Source organism: Caballeronia sp. LjRoot29, assembly GCF_964252755.1.
Taxonomy (GTDB): Bacteria; Pseudomonadota; Gammaproteobacteria; order Burkholderiales; family Burkholderiaceae; genus Caballeronia.
Window position 1 is genome coordinate 304,818 of record NZ_CAXUPU020000005.1, and the last position, 23,233, is coordinate 328,050.

The window sequence follows — 23,233 nt, forward strand, 5'->3', positions numbered from 1 at the left end:
GCATCAGCGTTTGGCCGGGATCGCCAGCCCGATCAACCCGGCCAGCATGGCAACCGCGCCTGCTGCGATCAGCCAGATCGTCTTGTTGGTCGGCACGCCGGTGAAGAAACGCGAAACGTCGTTGCCCAGCGAATGGTACGACTGGCCGCCGAAATACAGCAGCACGATGCCGCCTGCGATCAGTGCAATGGATATCGCCTTGGTCATGAAAATCTCGTCAATGTGCGGGCGCCCAGCTTATTGGGCCTTGGCCGATGAGTCCAGCGCCGCGGCAGCTCTTGAGGCTCGGGTGGCGTTGGATTCGGCGCTGGCTTGATCCCCGGCTTGATCTGGCGCAGCAAGTCGGCTTGCACGTTCGCGTAATCGGTGCGGTTCGTCCAGGCGCCAACATTGAGCTTCACGCCGGTATCGGTGTATTCCGACACAGCAATCCACGGTTTGGTCTTCTCGTCGTTGATGATGCGCGGATCGGTTTCCACAATCCGATGCAGCGACGCCAGCGACTCTTCGATATTTTGATCCTCCGGAATAACCACGTTCAGCACCACGCGACGACGGTCGTTCGCGGTGAAGTTGGTGACCGGATTCGCCCAGATCGTGCTGTTCGGCACGAACATGATGACACCGTCGCTTTTCGTCAGACGAGTGGTGAACAGGCCGATTTCGTTAACGGTTCCAGCCGTCGCGCCGGCGCCTTCAATGTAGTCCCCGACCTTGAACGGCCGTAGCAGTAACAGCATCAAACCGGCTGCAATATTCTGCAACGTGCCTTGCAACGCCAGGCCGATAGCCAGTCCGGCCGCCCCGAGCACGGTCAGGATGCTGGCCGCCGCCACGCCGAATTTGCCCAGCGCCGCGACAATGGCGACCACCCGGATCGCCCACTGCACGAGGCTCGCCATGACGGGGGTGAAGGTGGCGTCAGCGTTCGTGCGGCCGAGCGCGCGTTTCACCGCGTTTGCCACGCGGTTCGATACCCACCAGCCGACCAGCAAAATCACGACGGCCATCAATACGTTGAATCCGTACGTTACGCCTGCTGTCAGTAGAAAATCGTAGGCGGGGCGTAGTTTGTCCAGCGGGTCCATGAAACTTCTCCTCATTCGAATGAACAGGGTTGGGCTGGCTCCGGCCCCTAATCGTTCCCCTTGCTGGCCATTTGGCCATGTCCCGAATATCGGGATAGCCTTGAAGTGTTTCAGGTCAAGGTCGACGCAAGTCCGCGCGATTCGCTACCATGACGGACTCGGCGCACGTCAGACGACATGAACCGCGCGATTGTTGCTTGCCTGTGCTCGCACACCCCATTTTGTCCCTTCACCAAATCGAGGATTCCGTCATGGCTTACGAAGCAGCTTCCGAACGCTATTCAGAGATGACTTACCGCACCTGCGGCAAGAGCGGCCTGAAGTTGCCGGCGTTGTCGCTGGGTCTTTGGCACAACTTCGGCGACACCACGCCGATCTCCACGCAGCGCGACATCCTGCGCACCGCGTTCGATCTCGGCATTACGCACTTCGATCTCGCGAACAACTACGGCCCGCCGTACGGCAGCGCGGAAACGAACTTCGGACGCTTGTTCAAGGACGATTTCCGGCCGTATCGTGACGAATTGCTGATTTCGTCGAAGGCGGGATGGGACATGTGGCCGGGCCCGTACGGCCAGGGCGGCGGCTCGCGCAAGTACGTGCTGGCATCGCTGGATCAGAGCCTGCAGCGCATGGGGCTGGATTACGTCGACATCTTCTATTCGCATCGTTTCGATGCCGACACGCCGCTCGAAGAAACCGCCGGTGCTCTGGCGACCGCCGTGCATTCAGGCAAGGCGCTGTACGTGGGTATTTCGTCGTATTCGTCGGCTAAAACGCGCGAGATGGCAAAGCTGCTGGGCGAGCATAAAGTGCCGCTGCTGATTCATCAGCCGTCGTACAACATGCTGAACCGATGGATCGAAGAAGATCTGCTCGATACGCTCGATGACGTGGGCGCTGGCAGTATCGCGTTCACGCCATTGGCGCAAGGGCTGCTGACGGGCAAGTATCTGAACGGCATTCCGGCCGATGCGCGCGTCAACAAGCCGGGCGGCGGGTCGCTGAAGCAGGAGCATTTGAGCGGGAAGAATATCGAGCACGTGCGCAAGCTTAATGAACTCGCGCAACGGCGCGGTCAGAGCCTCGCGCAAATGGCGCTGGCGTGGGCGTTGCGCGGCGGGCGCGTGACGTCGGTGCTGATCGGTGCGAGCCGTCCGGAACAAGTGACGGAGAACGTCGGCGCGTTGAAAAACCTGGAGTTTTCGAAGGAGGAACTCGCCGAAATCGATCAGCACGCGACCGAAGGCGGGATCAACCTGTGGGAAAAGCCATCGACGGATCAGCGGATTTAAAGCTGTATCGATAAGCATGGGGGACGCGGTTATCGCCGCGTTCCCTGACTTGTGATCGAAGCCGAAGCCGAATCGTTGCTTCGATACTCACGGCCGGTGCAAAACCGGCTGATCAGCGCCACCTTCCTTTCCGTTTCGCCTATACCAGCCTGACGGCAGCAGGGCCTTTGCCTTGCTGCGCGCACGGGTTGCTATCATGCGGACTCCGGAACGCTTGCTTCCTTGCTCTATGTCCGCCTGAAGGTTTCCTCCATCGGCCGGTCGTTCCAGTGCTACGCGCGGAAAGAAAGCGCCCTAAACCCGGAAATCGCGTGTGCGGTAAAATAGCGGATTACGCGTGACGCAAGCGGGGAATGCAGTAGATTCGACATTCGGCGGATCGTCCGGGTCTTCGAAGCAATCGCCCCGGTTTGCGTATATCGCCAGAAATTCCGCTTTAGCATCACACATTGCTTTCGTTGCGCCTTCTATGTGTTGTCGCCGGAATCGAGCCCGAGTTATCAAGCAACAACGGCCGCCGGAACGCACTACTGCGCCGCCCTGATTCCGCACTATCCATGAAGCCATGAGCAACCTTAATCCTCAAACCGTTCTTAGCGTCCATCACTGGACCGACACGCTGTTCAGCTTCACTTGCACGCGCGATTCCGCGTTCCGTTTCGAAAACGGCCAGTTCACCATGGTCGGCCTCGAAGTCGATGGCAAGCCGCTGCTCCGCGCTTATAGCCTCGCGAGCGCGAATTACGAAGAGCATCTCGAGTTTCTCAGCATCAAGGTGCAGGACGGTCCGCTCACATCGCGTCTTCAGCATTTGAAGGTCGGCGATCCGGTGCTGATCGGCAAGAAACCGGTGGGTACGCTGGTCGCCGATAACCTCCTGCCGGGCAAGACGCTGTGGCTGTTGTCGACGGGTACGGGCCTGGCGCCGTTCATGTCGATCATCAAGGACCCGGACGTCTACGATCGTTTCGACAAGATCGTTCTCACGCATACCTGCCGTTTCGTCGATGAACTCGCGTACAAGGATTTCATCACCGAGCATCTTCCGGCGCACGAGCATCTGGGCGAACTGATCCAGGAAAAGCTGGTGTATTACCCGACGGTTACGCGTGAAGAGTTCGCCAATCGCGGCCGGATTACGGACCTGATCGAAACGAAGAAGCTGTTCGCCGATCTGGACGTAGCGCCGTTCTCGGTGGAAAACGACCGCGTCATGCTTTGCGGCAGCCCGCACATGCTGCGCGACACGCGTCAGCTTCTCGATGAAATGGGCTTCCAGGAAGGCAGCAACAATCATCCGGGACATTACGTCGTGGAGAAGGCCTTCGTGGGTTGAGCTTGGCGGGTGCTGCCTTGCCGCGGCGCGCTGGAAACGAAAACCGAAGCCTTTGTGCTTCGGTTTTTTCATTTGGGCCGTGCTTTAAACCAATCGCGATATGCAACTCCGCGTTGCGATGAGAAGCCCTAATGAGCGGCTTTTACTATTGGTTGAGTTGACGAAAGCCGATCTCATCTCAAATTAGCGCCATTAAGCAATTTTCGAACGATTTTTAGAAATTTACGCTGACACCGGGAAGTCAAAAAACAATTGTGTGCAACGTTTTGCGACGCTTCACCTACTCAATCCGATAAAATCGCGGGTTTTCCAATCGATTTGGCGCATTGCGCCCGAGGTTTGAGGAGTCACCCGTTCATGTCCCTGTTCCGCAAGAAAAGCATCGAGCACATGCTCGCCGGGGCGCAACGCGCCGGACTCAAAAAAACGCTGGGGGCGCTCGATCTGACGTTTCTGGGTGTCGGCGCGATTATCGGCACGGGGATTTTCGTGCTGACCGGGACCGGCGCGGTGCAAGCCGGACCGGCGCTGATGGTGTCGTTTATTTTGGCGGCCATTGCATGCGCTCTCGCGGCGCTCGCGTACGCGGAATTTGCATCGACAATTCCCGTCGCCGGATCTATCTATACGTATTCGTATGCCACGCTCGGCGAACTGGCTGCGTGGGTCATCGGCTGGGATTTGATGCTCGAATACGGGCTGGCGACGTCTGCCGTATCGGTTGGCTGGTCGGGCTATTTGCAGTCGCTGCTGTCAGGCTTCGGCATCTCGTTGCCCACGGTTCTCACCGCGGCGCCCGGCGCCGTGCCCGGACATTTCACGCTGTTCAACCTTCCCGCGTTTCTCGTGATGATGGTGATCACGTCGCTGCTGTCGATTGGTATCAAGGAATCGGCACGCGTGAACAACATCATGGTCGCGATCAAGGTGGCGGTCGTGCTGATGGTGATCGGCGTCGGCGTGTTCCACGTCACGCCGGCCAACTGGCACCCGTTCATGCCTAACGGCTGGCATGGCGTGTTTGGCGCGGCGGCCGTGATGTTCTTTGCGTTTATCGGCTTCGACTCGGTGTCGTCGGCAGCGGAAGAAGTGAAGAATCCGAAACGCGATTTGCCGATCGGGATTATTTCGTCGCTGGCAGTTTGCGCCGTGCTTTACGTGGCGGTGGCGGCGGTGGTGACGGGTATTGTTCCGTCGGCGCAGTTCGCCAATATCTCGCATCCGGTGTCTTACGCGCTGCAGATTGTCGGGCAAAAATGGGTAGCGGGTTTCATCGATCTGGGCGCGGTGCTCGGCATGCTGACCGTGATCCTGGTGATGAGCTACGGCCAGACGCGCATCATCTACGCGATGTCCCGCGATGGCTTGCTGCCCGCGCGTTTGTCGACGGTGCATCCGAAGTTCGGTACGCCGTTCTTTACGACGTGGCTCGTGGGCCTGTTCTTCGGGCTGATCGGCGCGCTCGTGCCGCTTAATGTGCTGGCGGAATTGATCAATATCGGCACGCTGGCCGCGTTTTCGATGGTGTCTATCGCCGTGCTGATCTTGCGTCGTACGCATCCGGATCTCCCGCGTGAGTTCCGTTGCCCGGGCGTGCCGGTTGTGCCGGTGCTGGCGGTCGCCGCTTGCCTGTTCCTGATGCTGCACCTGCAAGCCGTGACGTGGATCGCGTTCGTGGCGTGGCTGGCAATCGGGCTGGCGATTTATTTCGGCTACTCACGCCGGCATTCGAAACTGGGGCGCGGGGAGGTGTGACGCGCCGGGGTTGAACCTCGCTAAGAAGCCTTACGCCGCCCTTTGAGGCGGCGTTTTTACGCTCGCGCTCTCGGAGGTCTTGATAACCCGCGCCCCACCCGCCTTTAGCCCAATAGCGACCATCTTCGTTTTGTGCTTTACTAATTACCAGATTCAATAAACACGAACCCAGCCAGACCCTCACACTCGTGAAGTCGCACGGCCAGTGAAGAAAAACGGTGAGTGAGCTTCGGCTGAAACATCCCCCGAAGGAGACAGAAGCATGGCGCTCAGCATCAGTCTGACGGTCAACGGCAAAGCCGTTACCGCCACCGTCGAACCTCATATCCTGCTAGTCCAGTTTCTCCGTGAGGAGTTGGGTCTCACGGGCACGCACATCGGCTGCGACACCGCTCAGTGCGGCGCGTGCACAGTCCACCTGGATGGCCGCGCCATCAAGTCGTGCAACATCCTCGCCGTACAGGCAGACGGGTCGTCGGTGACGACTATCGAAGGAATGGCAAAGGATGGCGAGCTCCACCCCATGCAAGCGGCGTTCAAGGAGTGCCACGGCCTCCAATGCGGCTTCTGTACGCCCGGCATGGTAATGAGCGCGACTTCCCTCGCCGCGCAAAAACCCGATCTCTCCGAAGCTGATGTCCGCGAACAACTCGACGGCAATCTCTGCCGATGTACGGGGTATCACAACATCGTGAAAGCCATAGTGCAGGGCGCCCAAGCCATGAAGGCCGCGCCCTGAGCTGTCGCCCGCGCTTCAACCAAAGCTGTAACGAAGCCGCACTCACCTTTCCGATGAAGATTCGCGCCTGAACAGGAGTCCGCGATGAACGCCCCTGAGACACCCGATACCCATCACATGATTGGCGCCGCCGTTCGACGCAAGGAAGACTATCGCTTCCTGACGGGCAACGGCCAGTACACCGACGACGTCGTCCTCCCGCGTCAAACCTATGGCGTCTTCCTGCGCTCGCCCTACGCGCACGCGACGATCCGCAGCATCGACATCACCGCCGCCAAGGAAGCGCCCGGCGTCGTCGCGATCTTCACCGGCGCCGACATGGCCGGCGAGAGCGTCGGCGGATTGCCTTGCGGCTGGCTGATTCACAACATCGACGGAAAGCCGATGAACGAGCCGCCGCATCCCGTGATCGCGCATACCAAAGTGCGCCATGTGGGCGATCAGGTGGCGTTGATCGTGGCGGAATCGGTGAAGGAAGCGAAGGACGCGCTCGAGTTGATCGAGGTGGATTACGACGTGCTGCCGGCTTGCGTCGATACCGCCACCGCAGCCGATCCAAGCCAGCCGCAAGTCCACGATGAAGCGCCGAACAACCTCTGCTACACGTGGGGCCACGGCGATAAAACCGCCACCGACGCCGCGTTCGCGAAGGCCGCGCACGTGACCACGCTGGATATCGTGAATCAGCGCCTGGTGCCGAACGCGATCGAACCGCGCGCCGTGAACGCGAGTTATTCGAAGTCCGATGATAGCTACACGGTGTACGTCGCGAACCAGAATCCGCACGTCGAGCGTTTGTTGATGGCGGCGTTCGTGTTGTCGTTGCCGGAATCGAAACTGAGGATCATTGCGCCCGATGTGGGTGGCGGTTTCGGCTCGAAGATTTATCTCTATGCGGAAGATGTGGCGTTGACGTGGGCATCGAAGAAAGTCAGGCGGCCGATCAAGTGGACGTGCGAGCGCTCGGAAGCATTTCTCTCCGATGCACACGGCCGCGATCACGTCACTAAAGCCGAACTCGCAATGGACGCCGACGGCAAGTTCCTCGGCCTTCGTGTTCATACGACGGCGAACATGGGCGCGTATTTATCGACGTTCGCGTCCGCGATTCCGACCATCCTGTATGCCACGCTGCTTGCCGGCCAGTACACCACGCCCGCGATTTACGCCGAGGTGAAGGCGGTCTTCACGAACACGGTTCCCGTCGATGCTTACCGCGGCGCAGGACGTCCCGAAGCGACCTATGTGCTTGAGCGCATCGTGGAGACGGCGGCGCGCGAGATGAACATCGATCCGGCGGAATTGCGGCGGCGCAACTTCATCCGTTCGTGGCCGTATGCTACGCCGGTTGGGCTGACCTACGATTCCGGCGATTACTCGGCATTGCTCGATCGCGCCATGGAACTCGCCGACGTAAATGGGTTTCCTTCCCGGCGCGAGGAATCGAAGAAAAACGGCAAGCTGCGCGGGCTTGGGTATTCCTGCTATATCGAGGCGTGCGGATTGGCGCCGTCGAATCTGGCGGGCGCGTTGGGCGCGCGGGCGGGCTTGTTCGAAGCCGGCGAAATCCGGGTGCATCCCACGGGTTCGGTCACCGTGTTCACCGGCTCGCATAGCCACGGGCAAGGGCACGAAACCACCTTCGCGCAAGTGGTGGCGGACCGGCTGGGGGTATCGATGGATAACATCGAGATCGTCCACGGCGACACCGGTAGGATTCCGTTCGGCATGGGCACGTATGGCTCACGGTCTATCGCGGTGGGCGGCTCGGCGATCATGAAGGCGCTCGACAAGATCGAGGACAAGGCCAAGAAGATCGCGGCGCATTTGCTGGAGGCATCGGCGGAAGATATTGAGTTCAAGGACGGGATTTTTCGCGTGGTGGGGACCGACCGGACTAAGGCGTTCGCGGAGGTATCGCTGGCGGCTTACGTGCCGCACAACTTCCCGCTCGACAAACTCGAACCCGGCCTCAACGAAAACGCGTTCTACGATCCGAGCAACTTCACGTACCCATCGGGCGCGTATTTGTGCGAGGTGGAAGTCGATCAGGACACCGGCGAAACGCGCATCCAGAAGTTCACCGCCGTCGATGATTTCGGCAACATCATCAATCCGATGATCGTCGAAGGACAGGTGCATGGAGGGATCGGGCAGGGAATTGGTCAGGCGATGCTGGAGCGCGCCGTGTACGACAACGAAAGCGGCCAGTTGATGTCCGGCTCGTTCATGGATTACGCCATGCCGCACGCGTCCGACCTGCCGAATTTCGATGTGGAAACGTCGAAGGGCACACCGTGCGTGCATAACCCGCTGGGCGTGAAAGGCTGCGGTGAAGCGGGCGCGATCGGTTCGCCGCCGGCGGTGATCAACGCGATCATCGACGCGCTTTCGCCGCTCGGCGTGACCGACCTGCAGATGCCTGCCACGCCGCATCGCGTGTGGGCCGCAATGCATGCCGCCGCCGATGCTTCAGCCGCTCGTGGCGCTTCGACTCCCGCTTGAGAGGACTTCGACATGTACTCATTCGATTATCAACGGCCGGATCAATCCGACGCAGCGGTGGCATTCCTCAGGCAACACGATGACGCCAAATATCTCTCGGGCGGGCAGAGCTTGCTGCCGACCATGCGCTTGCGGCTCGCGCAGCCGTCGGCGCTGGTGGATGTGACGCGGATCGGTTCGATGAAGGACATCACCGTGACGGGTGACAAGGTGACGATTGGCGGCGCCGTATGTCATGCACAGGTTGCGGCGAACCCAGAGGTGCAGCGCGCGCTGCCGGGGCTCGCGGATCTTGCCGGCCATATTGGCGACCGGCAGGTTCGGGAGCGCGGAACGATCGGCGGATCGCTTGCCAACGACGATCCGGCGGCGTGTTATCCGGCGGCTGTCCTGGCGTTGAACGCGACGATCGTGACGGATAGAAGGCGTATCGCCGCCGATGACTTTTTCCTCGGCATGTACGAGACGGCGTTGGAACCTGATGAGCTGATTACGTCGGTTGAGTTTCCGATTGCCGAGCGCGCCGGGTACGAGAAGTTTCGCAATCCTGCGTCGCACTTTGCGCTGGTCGGCGTGTTCGTTGCAAAGCATGACGGCGGCGTGCGCGTGGCGATCACGGGCGCGGCGGCGTCGGTGTTTCGGGCATCGGCACTTGAGGACGCATTGTCGAAGGATTTCTCGGTTGCATCGGCGCGCAGTACATCGATTTCCGCCGATACCCTCAACGAGGACATGCACGCGAGCGCGGCGTATCGGGCGCATTTGATCCCGATTCTCGCCGGCAGGGCGGTCGAGCGGGCCAATGCGTTTTAGCGTTTCAGTTCTTTTTGCTCGCGCCGATGAACGGGCTGGGGTTCTCCCGGCGTGAGCGAAATAAACACTGACCTACCCAAGACCCAGGAACCTCATGGACCCGGCATCCATCGATGAAACCCTCGCCGCGCTGAGCGGGCAGCAATACTTCGCCAGCCGAGAACTCGCGACGGCGCTTTTTCTTGCGCTGAAAATGCAGCGCCCGCTATTTCTGGAAGGCGAACCGGGCGTTGGCAAGACCGAGCTGGCGAAGGCGGCTGCCGGCATGCTCGGGACGCAAATGCTGCGGCTGCAATGCTACGAAGGTCTCGACACAGCCAGTGCGCTCTACGAATGGGACTACCCGCGCCAGATCATGGCGCTGCGCGTGGCCGAAGCCTCTGGCGAACAACCTTCGAACGATTCGCTTTATAGAAGCGAGTTCCTGCTCAAGCGCCCATTATTGCAAGCGCTTTTGCCCGACCCGTTGAATCCGGGCACTCGACGCGTTTTGCTCATCGATGAAATCGATCGCGCCGATGAACCGTTCGAAGCGTTCCTGCTTGAGTTACTGTCGGATTTTCAAGTTTCGATTCCCGAATACGGAACCGTGCGCGCCGAGCGGCCGCCGCTGGTCGTGATGACATCGAATCGCACGCGCGAGGTCCACGACGCGCTCAAGCGGCGCTGTTTATATCAATGGATCGGGTATCCGGCTCGCGATGTGGAACTGCAGATTGTGGCCGCGCGCGCGCGCGAGGCCAGCGCGGACTTGCAGGTGCGAGCGGTGGCGTTTGTGCATCGGTTGAGGACGCTCGATTTGTTCAAGGCGCCGGGCGTGGCGGAGACTATCGACTGGTGTCGAGCGTTGGCGGCGCTTTCTGTCAGCGAGCTCGATCCGCAATCGGTGCAGGACACATTGGGCGTACTGCTGAAGTACCAGGACGATCTCGCGCGCGTGGACGCCGCCGAGATCGCGCAGTGCCTCGCCGCACCTGCCTGAACGACCATGGAAACGATTGAAACCCCAACGCTTGCGCGCAATGTCGTGCATTTCGTGCGATTGCTGCGCGGCGCGGGTTTGGCGATGTCGCCGGCCCACAGCGTGGACGCGCTCGAAGCGCTGCGCTGGATCGATATCACCCGTCGCGACGATGTCCGCGCCGCGCTCGCCGCGCTGCTTGTCCACGCGCCCGATGAGCGCGAACTCTTTCACCAGGCCTTCGATCTTTTCTGGCGCGATCCCGCTTGGGAAGGGAAACTGCGCGCGTTATTGCTGCCGAAAGTGACGAACGGCGTGCCGCCGCCCAAGCGCAACAATCGTCTTGCCGATGCCCTCGCCGCACGCGCGGCTGAACTGAAGCCGCCGAACAAACAGCCGGATAACGTTGAACATCTCCACGCGCGTTTTACGTTCAGCGCGCAAGAACGGTTGAGCCATCGCGATTTCGACACCCTTACATCCGATGAATGGCGCGCGCTTCGGCATCAAATTCGTTCGCACAGAATGCCGCTTGCCACCGAGCCCACACGCCGCTTAAAAACCGCATCGCACGGCACGCACGCCGATTTGCGCGCCAGCGCCCGGAGCGCGGTGCGCTCGGGCGGCGACTGGACCACGTGGAAATACAAGAAAGTGGTCGAGCGCCGCCCACCGCTTGTCCTGTTGCTCGACATTTCCGGGTCGATGAGCGCGTATTCCCGGGCTGTGCTTTACTTCTGCCATGCTTTGTTGCAATCGCGCGAACGCCTGCAGGTTTTCCTGTTCGGCACGCGCCTGACCAACGCCACGCGCGCGTTACGCGAACGCGATCCTGACGTGGCGATTGCCGCGATCTCCGATCAGGTGGTCGACTGGTCGGGCGGCACGCGGATTGGCGCGGCGCTGGCCGAGTTCAACCGGCGTTGGGCGCGGCGTGTGCTGAGCGGCCGGGCGACGGTTCTGTTCGTCACGGACGGGCTCGATCACGAAGCAATCGATGTCCTCGAAACCGAGATGCAACGTCTGCGCCGTTTTGCGCATCGGCTGGTGTGGCTCAATCCGTTGCTTCGATACACCGATTTCACCCCGCGCGCGCGGGGCGTGCGGGCGATCCTGCCGCATGTCGATGCGATGCTTGCGGCTCATAACCTCGACAGCCTGAACGCTGTCGGCCGGGAGCTCGCGGCGGTCACGCGTCGAGCGGACCGGAAATCAGCCGGAGACACATCATGGAACTGACCGAGACGCATAATCTGCCCGTGCCGCAGAATGTTGCGTGGGAAGCGCTGAACAATACCGAAATCTTGCGCGCGTGCATTCCGGGTTGCGAAAGCATCGAAGCCGATGGCGAAAATGCGTATGCGGTGGCCATGACGGCATCGGTTGGACCCGTGAAAGCGAAATTCAAGGGACGCATGAATTTGGTGGACATCGACGCGCCGCACACGTACACCATCGTGTTCGAGGGGCAAGGCGGCACGGCCGGTTTCGGCAAGGGGCAGGCGAAGGTCAATCTGGAACCGGGCGACAATGCGGATTCGACCATGTTGTCTTACACGGCGAATGCCCAGGTGGGCGGCAAGCTCGCGCAGATCGGCTCGCGGCTCGTGGATGGCGCGGCCCGGAAGATTGCCGGGGAATTTTTCAAGCGCTTCAGTGCGCAGTTGACGCAGGGCGACGATACCGAAAGTGAACTCGGCGCCGATTCTGCGGACGATGCAGGTGAAGAGAAGAAGGGGAAAAGATCATGGACAGCGTGGATCTCGAAGTCCTGAGAAACAGCGCGCGATGGCTCGAACGTGGGCATCGCGTGTTGCTGGTGACGGTGGTGAAAACCTGGGGCTCGTCGCCCCGGCCAGAAGGCGCGATGCTCGCCGTGCGCGATGACGGCGCGGTGATGGGATCGGTGTCGGGCGGGTGTATTGAAGACGACTTGATCGAGCGCGTCAGGCAGCGCGGTATTGAGCAGACCAAGCCCGAAAGCGTGAAATATGGAATCTCGGCGGAAGAAGCGCATCGGTTCGGATTGCCTTGCGGCGGGACCATTCAACTGGTGCTTGAACCCTTGTCGATGGCGAGCGGTATCGCGGAATTGTGCGAGGCCGTTCTCGCGGGACGGCTGGTGACGCGCACGCTCGATATGAACAACGGCGCCGTCAAGCTGGAAGCGGCGCGGGAAACAGATGGCGTTACGTTCGATGAAACCACGCTCTCGACTATTCACGGGCCGCGGTATCGGATGCTCGTGATTGGCGCGGGGCAATTGTCGCGGTATTTATGCAGCATCGCGGTCGGGCTGGATTATCACGTGACGGTGTGCGATCCGCGTGAGGAGTACACGGACGAATGGGATGTGCCGGGCACGAAGATCGTGCGCACCATGCCCGACGATACCGTGATGGAAATGAAACTCGATGAACGCTGTGCGGTGATCGCATTGACGCACGATCCGAAGCTTGACGATCTCGCGTTAATGGAGGCGTTGAAGACGCCGGCGTTTTATGTCGGCGCGTTGGGATCGCGGAAGAACAATGCGGCACGCAGGGAAAGGCTGAAAGAGTTCGATCTCTCCGATGCCGAGTTGTCGCGTCTGCATGGACCGGTGGGGATTTATATCGGCAGCCGGACGCCGCCGGAGATTGCGGTGTCTATTCTCGCTGAGGTAACGGCGGCTAAAAACGGTGTTTCGTTGCCGACTATTCTGCAGGTTGAAGGCGCGAAAGCGGCGCGGGAACTTGAAGGAACGGGGGAGGTTTGCGGGATATAGATTGATGCGGTATTGCCGCGCTTTGGATCGCTTCAAACACCAGCGCGGCGTTCGTGAGAGTCAGGTCACTTTGGCGTTGAGCCGCATGGATTGAAGGTATTGGCCGGATACTTCCGACGCGCCGTAATGGACCACGGTTTGATTAATCAGTGCACAAATCGATAATCCCGCCTGACGCGCGCGGATGCAGAACGACACGTCTTCACCCAGATAAACGCCGTCTTCTTCAATCGTTTCGAAGAATCCGTAGAACCTGCCGCTGGGTAGCAACGACGCATATTGTTTCGGCGGCGAATAGCAATCGGAGAAGGGTTTCGTTACCTCAAACGCTTCTCGCTGTGCGAGGAAAACGCGGGTGCCAATGTGCCGCGCTTCAGCAAATCCATTCGCGAAGTCGAGATCTCCGTCCGCATTGGTAATAGGCGCAAACGTGTAGTCGGCATGGCTTTCCAGCCATTGATGCATGCAGAGGCCGGCATCGCCGGGCTCTACGGCACGATCCAAACTGAAGCGTCTAAACGGATACGCAACGCCCGAGAGCGTTTTGTTCGCGGCCAGAAGCTTGAGGACAGCTTCGGCGGGAAACTTCATGTCGGTATCGAGGAAAAGCAGATGCGTGAATTTAGGGTGATTCAAGAAATAATTCGCGAAGAAGTTTCGTGCGCGAATGATCTGCGACGACGCAACATGCAACGTCTCGTACGTCGCGCCAGATTTGGTCAATGCGTGAGTCAAGTCCAGTAGAGAGAAGGCGAAGTTGATGTGCACTTCTTCACTGTAGGTGGGGAGGCAGATGAGGACGTGGTGGTTGGACATAGTCGATTGTGAAAAATTTAGCGATGCGAAAGAGTTGCGCGAGGATTGAACCCTCGATGGTACATGTTGTGCGGACCAGGATCGGCTCGTTTTGTTTGCTGTTGAAGGTCGCAAAGAGTTTCAATCGGGGGTGGAAGGCGCGGCCCCATCTCCACCACCTATCGGCGAAACGTACAGATTAAGCAAATGGAACGCCGCCTCACACTCGCCGTATATAATAATCATTCTCATTTGAGCGATGTGAACCCACCGATTCCGGACGGGTCGGTACCGCCTCCAACGCCCATCTCCGATCAAATTCGCCAGCGATGCATTTATTCCTGTCGCCGCGCCGCTTCTCGCCACCGAACTGACGACCCCCCATCGCTCCATGCCCTCTCCGCAATCCCTTCGCATCTGGTCCTTTATTCATCGATGGACGAGCATCGTTTGCACGGCGTTCATGCTGTTGCTCTGCCTGACGGGATTGCCGCTCGTGTTCGGCCACGAGCTCGATGTGCTTTTAGGCGATGGCATCGAAGCGCCTGAACTCCCCGCGCATCAATCCAGCGCCCGCGCGAGTTACGACGCAATCCTGAATTCAGCGTTGTCAAAAAATCCGGACCACGTGCCGCAATACATGATTTGGGAACCGGATGAGCCAATGCTTCCGATCATCGTCACAGCGCCGCGCGCCGATACGCCGCCCGACGATACTCAAAGCACGACCGTCGATGCTCGCAACGCTCAGGCGCTGGGCGCACCACCGGGGAAAGGATCGCTGAAATTCGTTCTGCTGAAACTGCATGTGGATTTGTTCGCCGGCTTGCCTGGCAAGCTGTTTCTCGGCGCGATGGGCGTGAGTTTTGTCACGGCGATTATCTCGGGCGTCATCGTCTATCTGCCGTTCTGGAAGAAGGTCGGCCTCGGTCGCGTACGGATCAAAAAGTCGCGTCGAATCGCCTGGCTCGATGGCCATAACGCCCTCGGCATGTTGACGCTCGTGTGGGCGCTATTGGTCGGCGTAACGGGGTCGATCAACACGCTCGCCGATCTTCTCCTCGATGCCTGGCGCAACGATCAACTCGCGCAAATGCTTGCGCCTTATCAAGGCAAGCCGCCGGTGAAGGCGACGGCATCCGTCGATGAAGCCATCAAGATCGCCCGCGACACAGCGCCTTCGATGATTCCATCGTTCGTCGCTTTTCCCGGTACGCGTTTCAGCAGTCCGCACCATTACACGGTTTTCATGCGCGGCGATGGCATTTTGACGACGCGATTGCTGCGCCCGGTTCTCATCGATGCAGAAACGGGTGCGCTCACGGATTCGCGTGAATTGCCGTGGTATCTGAAACTGCTGCTCGGTTCGCAACCACTGCATTTCGGCGATTTCGGCGGCATGCCGCTGAAGATCTTCTGGGCGGCATTCGATGTACTGACTATTGTCGTGTTGGGGAGCGGGCTTTATCTGTGGTTATCGCGCGGGAACGGAAATAGAAAGAGAGGGGCGTTCTGACTTCAACAAATGGCGGCGTGTGTGCAGCAACTTTGCACGTCGAAGTTGGTTCGTCATACGCGGCAACGGAGAGATCAAGCGTCTTGAAATGTACGGCGGATTGCCGTATTGTATGCAAATACAGGAGGATTTCACTATGCCCACCGTCCAATCCACTGCCCGACTCGAAGCGCGTATCAGCACCGATTTGCACACTATGCTCAAGCGCGCGGCCGAACTTCAGGGGCGCACGATGACTGACTTCGTGGTTGCGGCGGTGCAAGACGCGGCGCAGCGCGCGATTGAGCAAGCGGAGGTGATGCGTCTGTCGCTGGCCGATCAGGCGTGTTTCGCGCAGGCGTTGCTGTCCCCGCCCAAGCCCACGCCTGCGCTCAAGCGCGCGTTCGCACGCCGGCGCAAGCTGCTGGGTGCCGATGAGTAGCGCGCCTTATCGAGTCGTAGCGCTTGAGAGCGAGCAGGAACGAACGACGTTCGCGAGCGATTCGGAGACGTTGAATCGCTACTTCCTACAGCAGGTTACTCAGGACGTACGGCGCCGGGTTGCCGCGTGCTTCGTGGCGCTGGACGGCGAGCAACGCGTGGCCGGTTATTACACGTTAGCAGCGACCAGTGTGTTGTTGGCAGAGCTTCCCGGAGCGACGGCGAAGAAGTTGCCGCGCTACCCGAGTGTTCCGGCGATACGCATGGGGCGTCTGGCGGTCGATCAGGCGTTCAAGGGGCAAGGGCTTGGCGGCGCGTTGCTGGTTGATGCGCTTGAGTGTGCCGCGCGCTCGGAAATTGCGGCGTTTGCGCTTGTAGTCGATGCGAAAGATGAAACGGCTGCGGCGTTTTACGCGCATCACGGCTTTATTGCGCTACCCGATACACCGTTGACGATGTTCTTGCCGTTGGCGGCGGTGCGCGGATCAATCTGAGAGCATCGAACGCGTCGATGGCGGGGGTTTCCGATTGCTCACGGATTGCTGACGAGTAGGTGGCGCTATGGAAGCCGCTGGTTCGACATTCAAGCACTAAATGCTTACTACTGCTCACATCAACCCCATACAAACCATCGCGACAATCGACGCCATCACAATCACCGCGCCCACCGTCTTGCGTTTATTCAACTCGGTCCACAGCAACACGCCTGTCAGCGACAGCAAAATAATGCTGCCCGCCAAGGTATCGATGAGCAGCACCCAGCCCACGCTCAATCCCACGCCCTTGTGCAGATTGCTCATGGTCGCGAGAAAACTGTTCTCGGTGCGTTTCACCGATACAAACCCATTCCCCACCCAGTATTCCGCCGCGACCGACCCGCCCGGCGACGCCACCGCCACCGTCCACAATTCCGGCTGCATGGTCTTCTGATCGCCCCATCCAACCGTGTGAGCCGCCTCACGTTTCGGCCGGCCGATATTGCCGTCGAGCTTGAGTTCCTGCTTGAGCCACTTCCCCAGTTCCATCGGCGACTTGAGGCCTTGCGCGGGCACGGCCATTTGCATCTGCGAAACCTGCGGTTCGCCGCTCGAAATCTTCAGCGGACCGGCGCGATGATTCAGCAGAAAGCCCGTCGTCCCGAATAGCAACCCCAACACCGCGCCCCACAAGCCGACCCAGCCATGCACTTTGCGAAGCCATTTGATAAAGGTTGCGCGGCGCGAACGTTGTTTCCGGGCGAACTGTTCGGCGTCATCCATCAGGCGGCCGCCGCGCGGCGCGTACGGCATGGTGGTCACGTTGGACGCGGATTCAAGAGTTTCAGGCGCGTTCAAGCGTCTCTCCAAAGGGCAGTGCGAATAAGGGGATGCTGCGGATGGATTTCTCATCGATACAGCTAATAAGCCGCCAAGCCAGAGGCAAGCTCGTCAGCGGAGTCAAGCTTTCAAATGAGAATTGTTATCATTACACGAACATTGAAAATCTTCAACAGTCCGTGTTAGGCGGCCAACAGACGCCGACGCAGGAGGGGCGCGTCGGCCATGGCAAGGAAACACCCGCGAATGGCCGATGAAAAGCCCGTCAAACCGGCCAGAGCGGCCCTTCTTCCATCGCGCCAACCTGCTCGCGCAACTCCAGAATCCGGTCTTCCCAATACCGCTGCGTGTTGAACCACGGAAACGCGGCGGGAAACGCCGGATCGTTCCATCGACGCGCCAGCCAAGCCGCGTAGTGAATCAACCGCAGCGTGCGCAACGCTTCGACCAGATGCAGCTCGCGCGGCTCGAAATCGCAGAAATCTTCGTATCCGGCCAGCAAGTCGCCCAATGCACGCGACGCCTCCGGACGGTCGCCCGGCAGCAACAACCACAAATCCTGGATAGCGGGTGCCATGCGGCTATCGTCGAAATCGACGAAATGCGGACCCGCGTCCGTCCACAACACGTTGCTCGGATGGCAATCTCCGTGCAGCCGGATGCTTTTTACATCGCCGGCGCGTTCATAACATCGCTCGACACCTTCCAGCGCCATCTTCACCACGGTTTCATACGCTTCCCGCACGTCCTTCGGCACAAAACCGTGCGAGAGCAAAAATTCCCGCGGCTCGTATCCAAACGTCTGGATATCGAGCGCTGGCCGTTCCACATACGGCTTGATCTGTCCGACCGCGTGAATCCGCCCGATAAACCGCCCAAGCCACTCCAACGTCTCGGGCCGGTCGATGTCCGGAGCCCGCCCGCCGCGTCGTTCAAAAATCGAAAACCGGAAACCCTCGAAGGTATGCAGCGACGCGCCATTCAGCACGCGAGCCGGTACCGCCGGAATCTCGCGCTCATAAAGCGTCGAAACGAAAGCGTGCTCTTCGAGAATGGCGTCGTCGGACCATCGCAACGGCCGGTAGAACTTTGCGACCATCGGCGGTCCGTCTTCCATGCCGACCTGATACACCCGATTTTCGTAGCTGTTAAGCGCGAGCATGCCGCCGTCGGTACGCTCGCCGAGCGGCATGAGGACGCTGTCGAGCGCATCGAGCACACGCTCGGGCGTGAGATCGGCGAAAGGGGGAGGCGGGAGATTAGCGTCGTCGCCGGAGAGAGAGGGGCTGTCTGCGGACGTGCGCGATGCATCGGAATGGTTCGAGTTCATCCCTGCATTGTGACGCGCATCGCGGGTGGAAGCATCAGCGATGCGCGGTTACTGTGAAACAGAGTTCTGAAACGCGCTGATTCCTCAATGCATCAGCGCGTTAGTAGGGCGAACCAGTTCGCCGGTATCGATCAGATCTTCGAGGAAGAACGGTTCCGTGTTTAGCAACTCCGACGTGCCGGGTTCGTCGGCGTACCAGGCGACCATCGCCATGTCGCCGAGAATCCGCATGACGATCCCGCGCGCACCTTGTGGCACAGCGATATGGACGGAGCGAACGATTGAACCAATTTGCATGATGACTCCCCGAGGTGTGCCGGCAAAACAGTGCGCGTGCCGGTCGGTTCTGCATGAAGCACAGGAGCGTGAGGCCCTGTGCACGAAACTCAAGTGCCGCGCGTCATTCCTCGAATGCCTGCAAACCGCAGTCCTATCCCGATGATTTCGGCTGAAACGATGTTCTACTTTAGCGCATCAATTCGCGTGGGGCGAAAACTTGCATTGCATTGAAACAACGTATTTGCGGTTCAATCGCTTTTTGAAAGTCGATTGAAAGCGCATGGTGCAACGTCCGGCAAAACCCCGACGATCACGGTATCGTTATGGCCTTCGCCACCGGAGATATCTTTGTGACTTCATCGCCGGCGCCGTCCCGGTCAGCTTCGTCCTCTTCGCTTTCCCCCGATCCCTTGCCCCATCTCGAACGTGGATCGCGTGCTTACTGGCACGCGGCGATCGCGTTGCTATTTGCAGGCTACGCCACCTTCTCGCTGCTCTACTGTGTGCAACCGCTCCTTCCGGAATTCACCAAGACGTTTGGCGTGAGTCCGGCGGAAAGTGCGTTGTCGGTATCGGTGACGACGGCTTCACTCGCCGTGGCGATATTTATCGCCGGCTTTGTTTCAGAGGGCTGGAGCCGGCACCGGCTGATGACGCTATCGCTGACCGCTTCGTCGCTGCTGACGATCATCGTGGCGTTTCTGCCGAGCTGGCACGCGCTGCTGTTCGTGCGCGCGCTCGAAGGGTTGGCGCTCGGGGGCGTGCCGGCTGTTGCGATGGCCTATCTTGCCGAGGAAGTGCAACCCGAAGGCCTCGGCCTCGCGATGGGACTCTATGTCGGCGGCACGGCCATCGGCGGAATGGCCGGCCGCGTGATCAGCGGAATACTCGCGGACTGTTTCTCGTGGCGCGTGGCTATCGGCGGAATTGGAGTGCTTGGGCTGCTTGCCACGCTCGCGTTTCGTGCGCTCTTGCCGCCGTCGCGACGTTTCGTGCCGCGCGCGGGAATGGGGTTTCGCCATCACCGGACGGCGCTCACCGGGCATCTGAAAAACCGCGGCCTGCGCTGCGTGATCCTGATGGGTTTCGTGCTCATGGGCAGCTTCGTGACGCTCTATAACTACGTTGGGTATCGATTGATCGCGGCGCCGTTCAACCTGAGCCAGACGGAGATTGGCGCAATTTTCGTGGTGTATCTGACGGGTGTGGTGGCGTCGCCGTGGTCCGGGAAAATGGCCGATATATTCGGCCGTGGCCGCGTCCTGATTGCCGCGCTTCTGCTGATGATTTTTGGCGTCGCGTTGACGTTGTCGAGTTCGCTGCCCGTGGTGATCGCGGGTATCGCGTGCATGACATTCGGATTTTTTGCAGGCCATGCAGTGGCAAGCGGCTGGATCGGCTTGTTGGCGAAGGGCCCTAGAGGTCAGGCAGCCGCGCTGTATTTGCTCGCGTATTACATCGGCTCTAGCGTGCTTGGTTCATGGGGTGGGCATTTCTGGACGGTCGCCGGATGGCCGGGCGTAAGCGGCTTTGTATTCGTGCTGCTGGCAATCGGTTTGGGCGGTGCGGAGTATTTGCGCCGAATAGAACGTCACATAAATGCTTGAGCGCTTATGTGATCACTTAGATTCACGCGCGAATGTAATGAAAGTTGGTTGTAAATACTGGGAAATGAGGGTATTTCCGTATCCGCTTAAAACATCTGGCCTGAAACGCTTGCTCCATATGGAATTTCATTAGTGCCTGGCCAACGTTTGCGGAAAGCAGCACATATATCCGTCAAACAAGGGCCTATACTCAAATCGACAGTGCGACGTCTCACGCAACCAGGTGGACGCTGAGCACGAATGATGGGAGACGAGTATGACCACATACTTCACGGTCGGCGATTTCATCCTGATTATCCCGATGGCCCTCGCAGGCATCCTCTTTCTCGGTGCCGTCCCGTGCGCCACGCAATTCCGGAAGAACACACTACGCGTATTTGGGGCGTTGCTGGGCGTGCTGGTTGCGTTCCTGCTGGTGGAAGGACTGCCGGCGCTGGTTTAGTAACCCGACGGACTGATTGGCACGGCGGCGGGTCCGAGTCGTTGTCTCGGCTTCTGTTGCTACGCCTGTAAATGGGAACCGGGCGTCGAAAGACGTGCCGTTCCCGTGTCCTCGCTTCACGTCTGCTTCGTGTCTGCTTCATGTCGGGAATATCCCGTGCTCACGTTCGCTCTGAACGTCGACGCTTGGCTTTACTTCAACTATAGCTGTCCTGTCTCGCACCGGCGCATCCGCCGGAGGACATCGTGCGTAAATAGGTCAAGTCAATCAAGGCCAAGTCAATCGCTCTCCAGTCGATGCCATTTATATTCATCGAACAAAAATCGACATCAAGGACCTCATGGCGGCGCTTACCGTTGCTGTTATCGCTTTTATCGCGCTCATCGTCGTTTTCACGGCGGTGTGGGCGTGGCAAGTTAAATCGAAGAATGCCGGGATGGTCGATCCAGTCTGGGCGATGTCGCTCGGCGTCATCGCGGTGCTGGTCGCCGTGCTCGCGGATGGCGATTTGCACACGCGAATCATCGTGGGAATCGGCGGATTCGTTTGGGGCATTCGGCTCGGTGTGCATTTGTGGAAGCGCAATGCGGGTCACGCCGAAGATCCGCGTTATCACAAGTTCCGCGAGCAATGGGGCGCCGATGCCAACAAGAAAATGTTCTGGTTCTTCCAGGTCCAGGTCGTGATTTCGATGCTGCTGTCACTCGCGTTTTTCGTGCCGGCCTATCGTGCCACTCCGCCGGGCGCCGCGTGGGTCGCGCTGGCCGCGGTGATCTGGGTGATATCGATTGCGGGAGAAGCGCTCGCCGATCAACAATTGCGCGCGTTCAAAGCGGACCCGTCGAATCACGGCGCTGTCTGCCGCGCTGGCCTGTGGCGTTATTCGCGGCACCCGAACTATTTCTTCGAATGCGTGCATTGGGTCGCGTATATTCCGCTCGCGATAGGCGTGGGAGCCTGGATTTTCGCGATGCTGTTGCCGCCCGTACTCATGGCGTGGCTTCTGATGAAAGTATCAGGCGTACCTATGGTCGAAGCGGAATCGGCTAAAAAGCGCGCGGGATATGCCGATTACATGCGTACGACCAGCGCATTGATTCCATGGCCGCCGCGTCATCCTTAAATAATAATAGCGAGAGATTCCACATGAGCGACCTGCCATCGCAAGCGGTTATGTCAGAACCACAAGAACAAGAAGTGCCGACTGAAAGCTGGCTAATCAACTGGTGTGAGCGCGGCCGGATTCCGGATTCGCTCGTGCGCCTCGGGATGCGCCACTTGATGAAGCAGCGTCTGCGCGATGAAGGCATCGACGATGGCGAAGCGCGTTCAAAGCGCTTTAATCGTCTGGTCGATGAACTGCGCGCAAGTCCGATCGCAATCGAAACGCAAGCCGCCAACACGCAGCACTACGAATTGCCGGCAGCGTTTTTCTACGGCCATTTGGGCGAGCATCTGAAGTATTCGTGCTGTTTGTATCGGACGGGATCGGAAACGCTCGATGAGGCCGAGCGCGCCATGCTCGAGGAATATGCCGTCCGCGCGCAACTCACCGACGGTCAGCGCATTCTCGATCTCGGTTGCGGCTGGGGTTCGCTTTCGTTATGGCTGGCGGAAACTTATCCGCGTTCGGAGATCGTGGCTTTATCGAATTCGCGGGGGCAGCGCGAGTTTATCGAGGACGAGGCTGCCGAGCGCGGCATTACAAACTTAAGCGTGGTGACGGGGAATATCGTCGATTTCCAATTCGATCCGGCATTGCTCGGCGAAGGATTCGACCGCGTTTTATCGATCGAGATGTTCGAGCATATGAAGAACTATCGGTTATTGCTGAACAAGATTTCAGGCTGGATGCGTGAGGACGGCAAGCTTTTTGTGCATGTGTTTGCGCATCGCACGCTGGCCTATCACTTTGAAGTGAAGGACGGCGGCGACTGGATGTCGAAGTACTTTTTCACCGGCGGGACCATGCCGTCCGAGGCGCTGTTACTGCATTTTCAGGACGATCTCACCATTGACCGTCGGTGGTGGGTGAGCGGCGCGCATTATGAAAAGACGGCGAATCATTGGCTGGAGAATCTGGACGCGGCGCGCAGCGAGCTAATGCCGATGATGGTCGAGACATACGGTATGGCTAACGCCGGTATCTGGTTTCAGCGCTGGCGCATGTTCTATATGGCTGTAGCCGAGTTGTTCGGCTACGCCGGCGGCAACGAATGGGGCGTCGCGCATTATCGATTCTCGAAGTGTTCAGGCTAGTAGCCTTACG

General features: G+C 59.3%; 23 protein-coding genes. 17 read left to right on the plus strand and 6 right to left on the minus strand.

What is annotated here, in order from left to right:
* Positions 1 to 3 precede the first annotated feature (3 nt).
* Positions 4 to 207 (minus strand): DUF3185 family protein, encoded by a 204-nt coding sequence (locus tag ACSQ83_RS08885; RefSeq protein ID WP_436227866.1) that lies wholly within the window; start codon positions 205 to 207, stop codon positions 4 to 6.
* Positions 204 to 1,088: a mechanosensitive ion channel family protein gene (locus tag ACSQ83_RS08890; RefSeq protein ID WP_436227867.1), complete on the minus strand. Its 885-nt coding sequence runs from the start codon at positions 1,086 to 1,088 to the stop codon at positions 204 to 206. The genes ACSQ83_RS08885 and ACSQ83_RS08890 overlap by 4 nt, the downstream gene beginning before the upstream one ends.
* Before the next feature lie 251 nt (positions 1,089 to 1,339).
* Between ACSQ83_RS08890 and mgrA the strand changes: the two genes are divergently transcribed.
* From mgrA to ACSQ83_RS08940, 10 genes are all read left to right on the plus strand, one after another.
* Entirely contained in the window at positions 1,340 to 2,383 is a 1,044-nt protein-coding gene (gene mgrA / locus ACSQ83_RS08895; RefSeq protein WP_414947599.1) for an L-glyceraldehyde 3-phosphate reductase, read from the plus strand.
* Between the two features lie 565 nt (positions 2,384 to 2,948).
* Positions 2,949 to 3,719, plus strand: a complete 771-nt coding sequence (locus tag ACSQ83_RS08900) for a ferredoxin--NADP reductase (RefSeq protein WP_089166527.1) — start codon at positions 2,949 to 2,951, stop codon at positions 3,717 to 3,719.
* Positions 3,720 to 4,076: 357 nt separating this feature from the next.
* The gene (locus tag ACSQ83_RS08905; protein ID WP_436227868.1) at positions 4,077 to 5,474 is read left to right on the plus strand and encodes an amino acid permease; all 1,398 of its coding nucleotides are present in this window, start codon (positions 4,077 to 4,079) and stop codon (positions 5,472 to 5,474) included.
* 262 nt (positions 5,475 to 5,736) lie between these two features.
* The gene (locus tag ACSQ83_RS08910) at positions 5,737 to 6,213 is read left to right on the plus strand and encodes a (2Fe-2S)-binding protein (RefSeq protein WP_436227869.1); all 477 of its coding nucleotides are present in this window, start codon (positions 5,737 to 5,739) and stop codon (positions 6,211 to 6,213) included.
* A gap of 84 nt (positions 6,214 to 6,297) precedes the next feature.
* A complete protein-coding gene (locus ACSQ83_RS08915) occupies positions 6,298 to 8,718 on the plus strand; it encodes a xanthine dehydrogenase family protein molybdopterin-binding subunit (protein WP_436227870.1) in 2,421 nt (806 codons plus the stop codon).
* 12 nt (positions 8,719 to 8,730) lie between these two features.
* A complete protein-coding gene (locus ACSQ83_RS08920; protein ID WP_436227871.1) occupies positions 8,731 to 9,531 on the plus strand; it encodes an FAD binding domain-containing protein in 801 nt (266 codons plus the stop codon).
* 94 nt (positions 9,532 to 9,625) lie between these two features.
* On the plus strand, positions 9,626 to 10,513 hold the full coding sequence (locus ACSQ83_RS08925) for an AAA family ATPase (RefSeq protein WP_436227872.1): 888 nt from the start codon (positions 9,626 to 9,628) through the stop codon (positions 10,511 to 10,513).
* A 6-nt stretch (positions 10,514 to 10,519) separates the two neighbouring features.
* Complete coding sequence (locus tag ACSQ83_RS08930; RefSeq protein WP_436227873.1) at positions 10,520 to 11,731, plus strand: vWA domain-containing protein; 1,212 nt, start codon at positions 10,520 to 10,522, stop codon at positions 11,729 to 11,731.
* The gene (locus ACSQ83_RS08935) at positions 11,722 to 12,267 is read left to right on the plus strand and encodes a CoxG family protein (RefSeq protein ID WP_414947592.1); all 546 of its coding nucleotides are present in this window, start codon (positions 11,722 to 11,724) and stop codon (positions 12,265 to 12,267) included. Before ACSQ83_RS08930 ends, ACSQ83_RS08935 begins: the two co-directional genes overlap by 10 nt.
* Complete coding sequence (locus ACSQ83_RS08940; protein ID WP_414947591.1) at positions 12,240 to 13,259, plus strand: XdhC family protein; 1,020 nt, start codon at positions 12,240 to 12,242, stop codon at positions 13,257 to 13,259. The genes ACSQ83_RS08935 and ACSQ83_RS08940 overlap by 28 nt, the downstream gene beginning before the upstream one ends.
* Positions 13,260 to 13,319: 60 nt before the next feature.
* Here the strand turns inward: ACSQ83_RS08940 and ACSQ83_RS08945 are convergent, their stop codons facing one another.
* Entirely contained in the window at positions 13,320 to 14,075 is a 756-nt protein-coding gene (locus tag ACSQ83_RS08945) for a hypothetical protein (RefSeq protein WP_436227874.1), read from the minus strand.
* A 370-nt stretch (positions 14,076 to 14,445) separates the two neighbouring features.
* Between ACSQ83_RS08945 and ACSQ83_RS08950 the strand changes: the two genes are divergently transcribed.
* The 3 genes from ACSQ83_RS08950 to ACSQ83_RS08960 all read left to right on the plus strand — a co-directional run bounded on the left by ACSQ83_RS08950 (position 14,446) and on the right by ACSQ83_RS08960 (position 16,484).
* Positions 14,446 to 15,570: a PepSY-associated TM helix domain-containing protein gene (locus ACSQ83_RS08950; protein WP_436227875.1), complete on the plus strand. Its 1,125-nt coding sequence runs from the start codon at positions 14,446 to 14,448 to the stop codon at positions 15,568 to 15,570.
* Between the two features lie 136 nt (positions 15,571 to 15,706).
* Entirely contained in the window at positions 15,707 to 15,991 is a 285-nt protein-coding gene (locus ACSQ83_RS08955) for a DUF1778 domain-containing protein (RefSeq protein WP_414947588.1), read from the plus strand.
* Positions 15,984 to 16,484 (plus strand): GNAT family N-acetyltransferase, encoded by a 501-nt coding sequence (locus ACSQ83_RS08960; protein ID WP_436227876.1) that lies wholly within the window; start codon positions 15,984 to 15,986, stop codon positions 16,482 to 16,484. The genes ACSQ83_RS08955 and ACSQ83_RS08960 overlap by 8 nt, the downstream gene beginning before the upstream one ends.
* Before the next feature lie 114 nt (positions 16,485 to 16,598).
* Here ACSQ83_RS08960 and ACSQ83_RS08965 read toward each other — a convergent pair whose 3' ends face one another.
* The 3 genes from ACSQ83_RS08965 to ACSQ83_RS08975 form a co-directional block, all read right to left on the minus strand.
* Positions 16,599 to 17,324 (minus strand): PepSY-associated TM helix domain-containing protein, encoded by a 726-nt coding sequence (locus ACSQ83_RS08965; RefSeq protein ID WP_436227877.1) that lies wholly within the window; start codon positions 17,322 to 17,324, stop codon positions 16,599 to 16,601.
* Positions 17,325 to 17,571: 247 nt separating this feature from the next.
* Entirely contained in the window at positions 17,572 to 18,636 is a 1,065-nt protein-coding gene (locus tag ACSQ83_RS08970) for a serine/threonine protein kinase (RefSeq protein WP_414967081.1), read from the minus strand.
* Positions 18,637 to 18,720: 84 nt separating this feature from the next.
* A complete protein-coding gene (locus ACSQ83_RS08975; RefSeq protein ID WP_047895387.1) occupies positions 18,721 to 18,933 on the minus strand; it encodes a hypothetical protein in 213 nt (70 codons plus the stop codon).
* Positions 18,934 to 19,265: 332 nt separating this feature from the next.
* On the opposite strand from ACSQ83_RS08975, the gene ACSQ83_RS08980 reads away from it, so the two are divergent.
* From ACSQ83_RS08980 to ACSQ83_RS08995, 4 genes are all read left to right on the plus strand, one after another.
* Entirely contained in the window at positions 19,266 to 20,522 is a 1,257-nt protein-coding gene (locus tag ACSQ83_RS08980) for an MFS transporter (protein ID WP_436227878.1), read from the plus strand.
* Between the two features lie 256 nt (positions 20,523 to 20,778).
* The gene (locus tag ACSQ83_RS08985; RefSeq protein ID WP_414947583.1) at positions 20,779 to 20,964 is read left to right on the plus strand and encodes a hypothetical protein; all 186 of its coding nucleotides are present in this window, start codon (positions 20,779 to 20,781) and stop codon (positions 20,962 to 20,964) included.
* 340 nt (positions 20,965 to 21,304) lie between these two features.
* Positions 21,305 to 22,087 (plus strand): DUF1295 domain-containing protein, encoded by a 783-nt coding sequence (locus tag ACSQ83_RS08990; protein WP_436227879.1) that lies wholly within the window; start codon positions 21,305 to 21,307, stop codon positions 22,085 to 22,087.
* Between the two features lie 50 nt (positions 22,088 to 22,137).
* The gene (locus tag ACSQ83_RS08995; RefSeq protein ID WP_436227880.1) at positions 22,138 to 23,223 is read left to right on the plus strand and encodes an SAM-dependent methyltransferase; all 1,086 of its coding nucleotides are present in this window, start codon (positions 22,138 to 22,140) and stop codon (positions 23,221 to 23,223) included.
* Positions 23,224 to 23,233: the final 10 nt, after the last annotated feature.

What these genes read in the sequence shown, in the direction of transcription:
- ACSQ83_RS08885 (WP_436227866.1), bottom strand. Translation starts at nt 207, where the DNA reads ATGACCAAGGCGATATCCATTGCACTGATCGCAGGCGGCATCGTGCTG.
- ACSQ83_RS08890 (WP_436227867.1), bottom strand. Translation starts at nt 1,088, where the DNA reads ATGGACCCGCTGGACAAACTACGCCCCGCCTACGATTTTCTACTGACA.
- mgrA (WP_414947599.1), top strand. Translation starts at nt 1,340, where the DNA reads ATGGCTTACGAAGCAGCTTCCGAACGCTATTCAGAGATGACTTACCGC.
- ACSQ83_RS08900 (WP_089166527.1), top strand. Translation starts at nt 2,949, where the DNA reads ATGAGCAACCTTAATCCTCAAACCGTTCTTAGCGTCCATCACTGGACC.
- ACSQ83_RS08905 (WP_436227868.1), top strand. Translation starts at nt 4,077, where the DNA reads ATGTCCCTGTTCCGCAAGAAAAGCATCGAGCACATGCTCGCCGGGGCG.
- ACSQ83_RS08910 (WP_436227869.1), top strand. Translation starts at nt 5,737, where the DNA reads ATGGCGCTCAGCATCAGTCTGACGGTCAACGGCAAAGCCGTTACCGCC.
- ACSQ83_RS08915 (WP_436227870.1), top strand. Translation starts at nt 6,298, where the DNA reads ATGAACGCCCCTGAGACACCCGATACCCATCACATGATTGGCGCCGCC.
- ACSQ83_RS08920 (WP_436227871.1), top strand. Translation starts at nt 8,731, where the DNA reads ATGTACTCATTCGATTATCAACGGCCGGATCAATCCGACGCAGCGGTG.
- ACSQ83_RS08925 (WP_436227872.1), top strand. Translation starts at nt 9,626, where the DNA reads ATGGACCCGGCATCCATCGATGAAACCCTCGCCGCGCTGAGCGGGCAG.
- ACSQ83_RS08930 (WP_436227873.1), top strand. Translation starts at nt 10,520, where the DNA reads ATGGAAACGATTGAAACCCCAACGCTTGCGCGCAATGTCGTGCATTTC.
- ACSQ83_RS08935 (WP_414947592.1), top strand. Translation starts at nt 11,722, where the DNA reads ATGGAACTGACCGAGACGCATAATCTGCCCGTGCCGCAGAATGTTGCG.
- ACSQ83_RS08940 (WP_414947591.1), top strand. Translation starts at nt 12,240, where the DNA reads ATGGACAGCGTGGATCTCGAAGTCCTGAGAAACAGCGCGCGATGGCTC.
- ACSQ83_RS08945 (WP_436227874.1), bottom strand. Translation starts at nt 14,075, where the DNA reads ATGTCCAACCACCACGTCCTCATCTGCCTCCCCACCTACAGTGAAGAA.
- ACSQ83_RS08950 (WP_436227875.1), top strand. Translation starts at nt 14,446, where the DNA reads ATGCCCTCTCCGCAATCCCTTCGCATCTGGTCCTTTATTCATCGATGG.
- ACSQ83_RS08955 (WP_414947588.1), top strand. Translation starts at nt 15,707, where the DNA reads ATGCCCACCGTCCAATCCACTGCCCGACTCGAAGCGCGTATCAGCACC.
- ACSQ83_RS08960 (WP_436227876.1), top strand. Translation starts at nt 15,984, where the DNA reads ATGAGTAGCGCGCCTTATCGAGTCGTAGCGCTTGAGAGCGAGCAGGAA.
- ACSQ83_RS08970 (WP_414967081.1), bottom strand. Translation starts at nt 18,636, where the DNA reads ATGAACTCGAACCATTCCGATGCATCGCGCACGTCCGCAGACAGCCCC.
- ACSQ83_RS08975 (WP_047895387.1), bottom strand. Translation starts at nt 18,933, where the DNA reads ATGCAAATTGGTTCAATCGTTCGCTCCGTCCATATCGCTGTGCCACAA.
- ACSQ83_RS08985 (WP_414947583.1), top strand. Translation starts at nt 20,779, where the DNA reads ATGACCACATACTTCACGGTCGGCGATTTCATCCTGATTATCCCGATG.
- ACSQ83_RS08990 (WP_436227879.1), top strand. Translation starts at nt 21,305, where the DNA reads ATGGCGGCGCTTACCGTTGCTGTTATCGCTTTTATCGCGCTCATCGTC.
- ACSQ83_RS08995 (WP_436227880.1), top strand. Translation starts at nt 22,138, where the DNA reads ATGTCAGAACCACAAGAACAAGAAGTGCCGACTGAAAGCTGGCTAATC.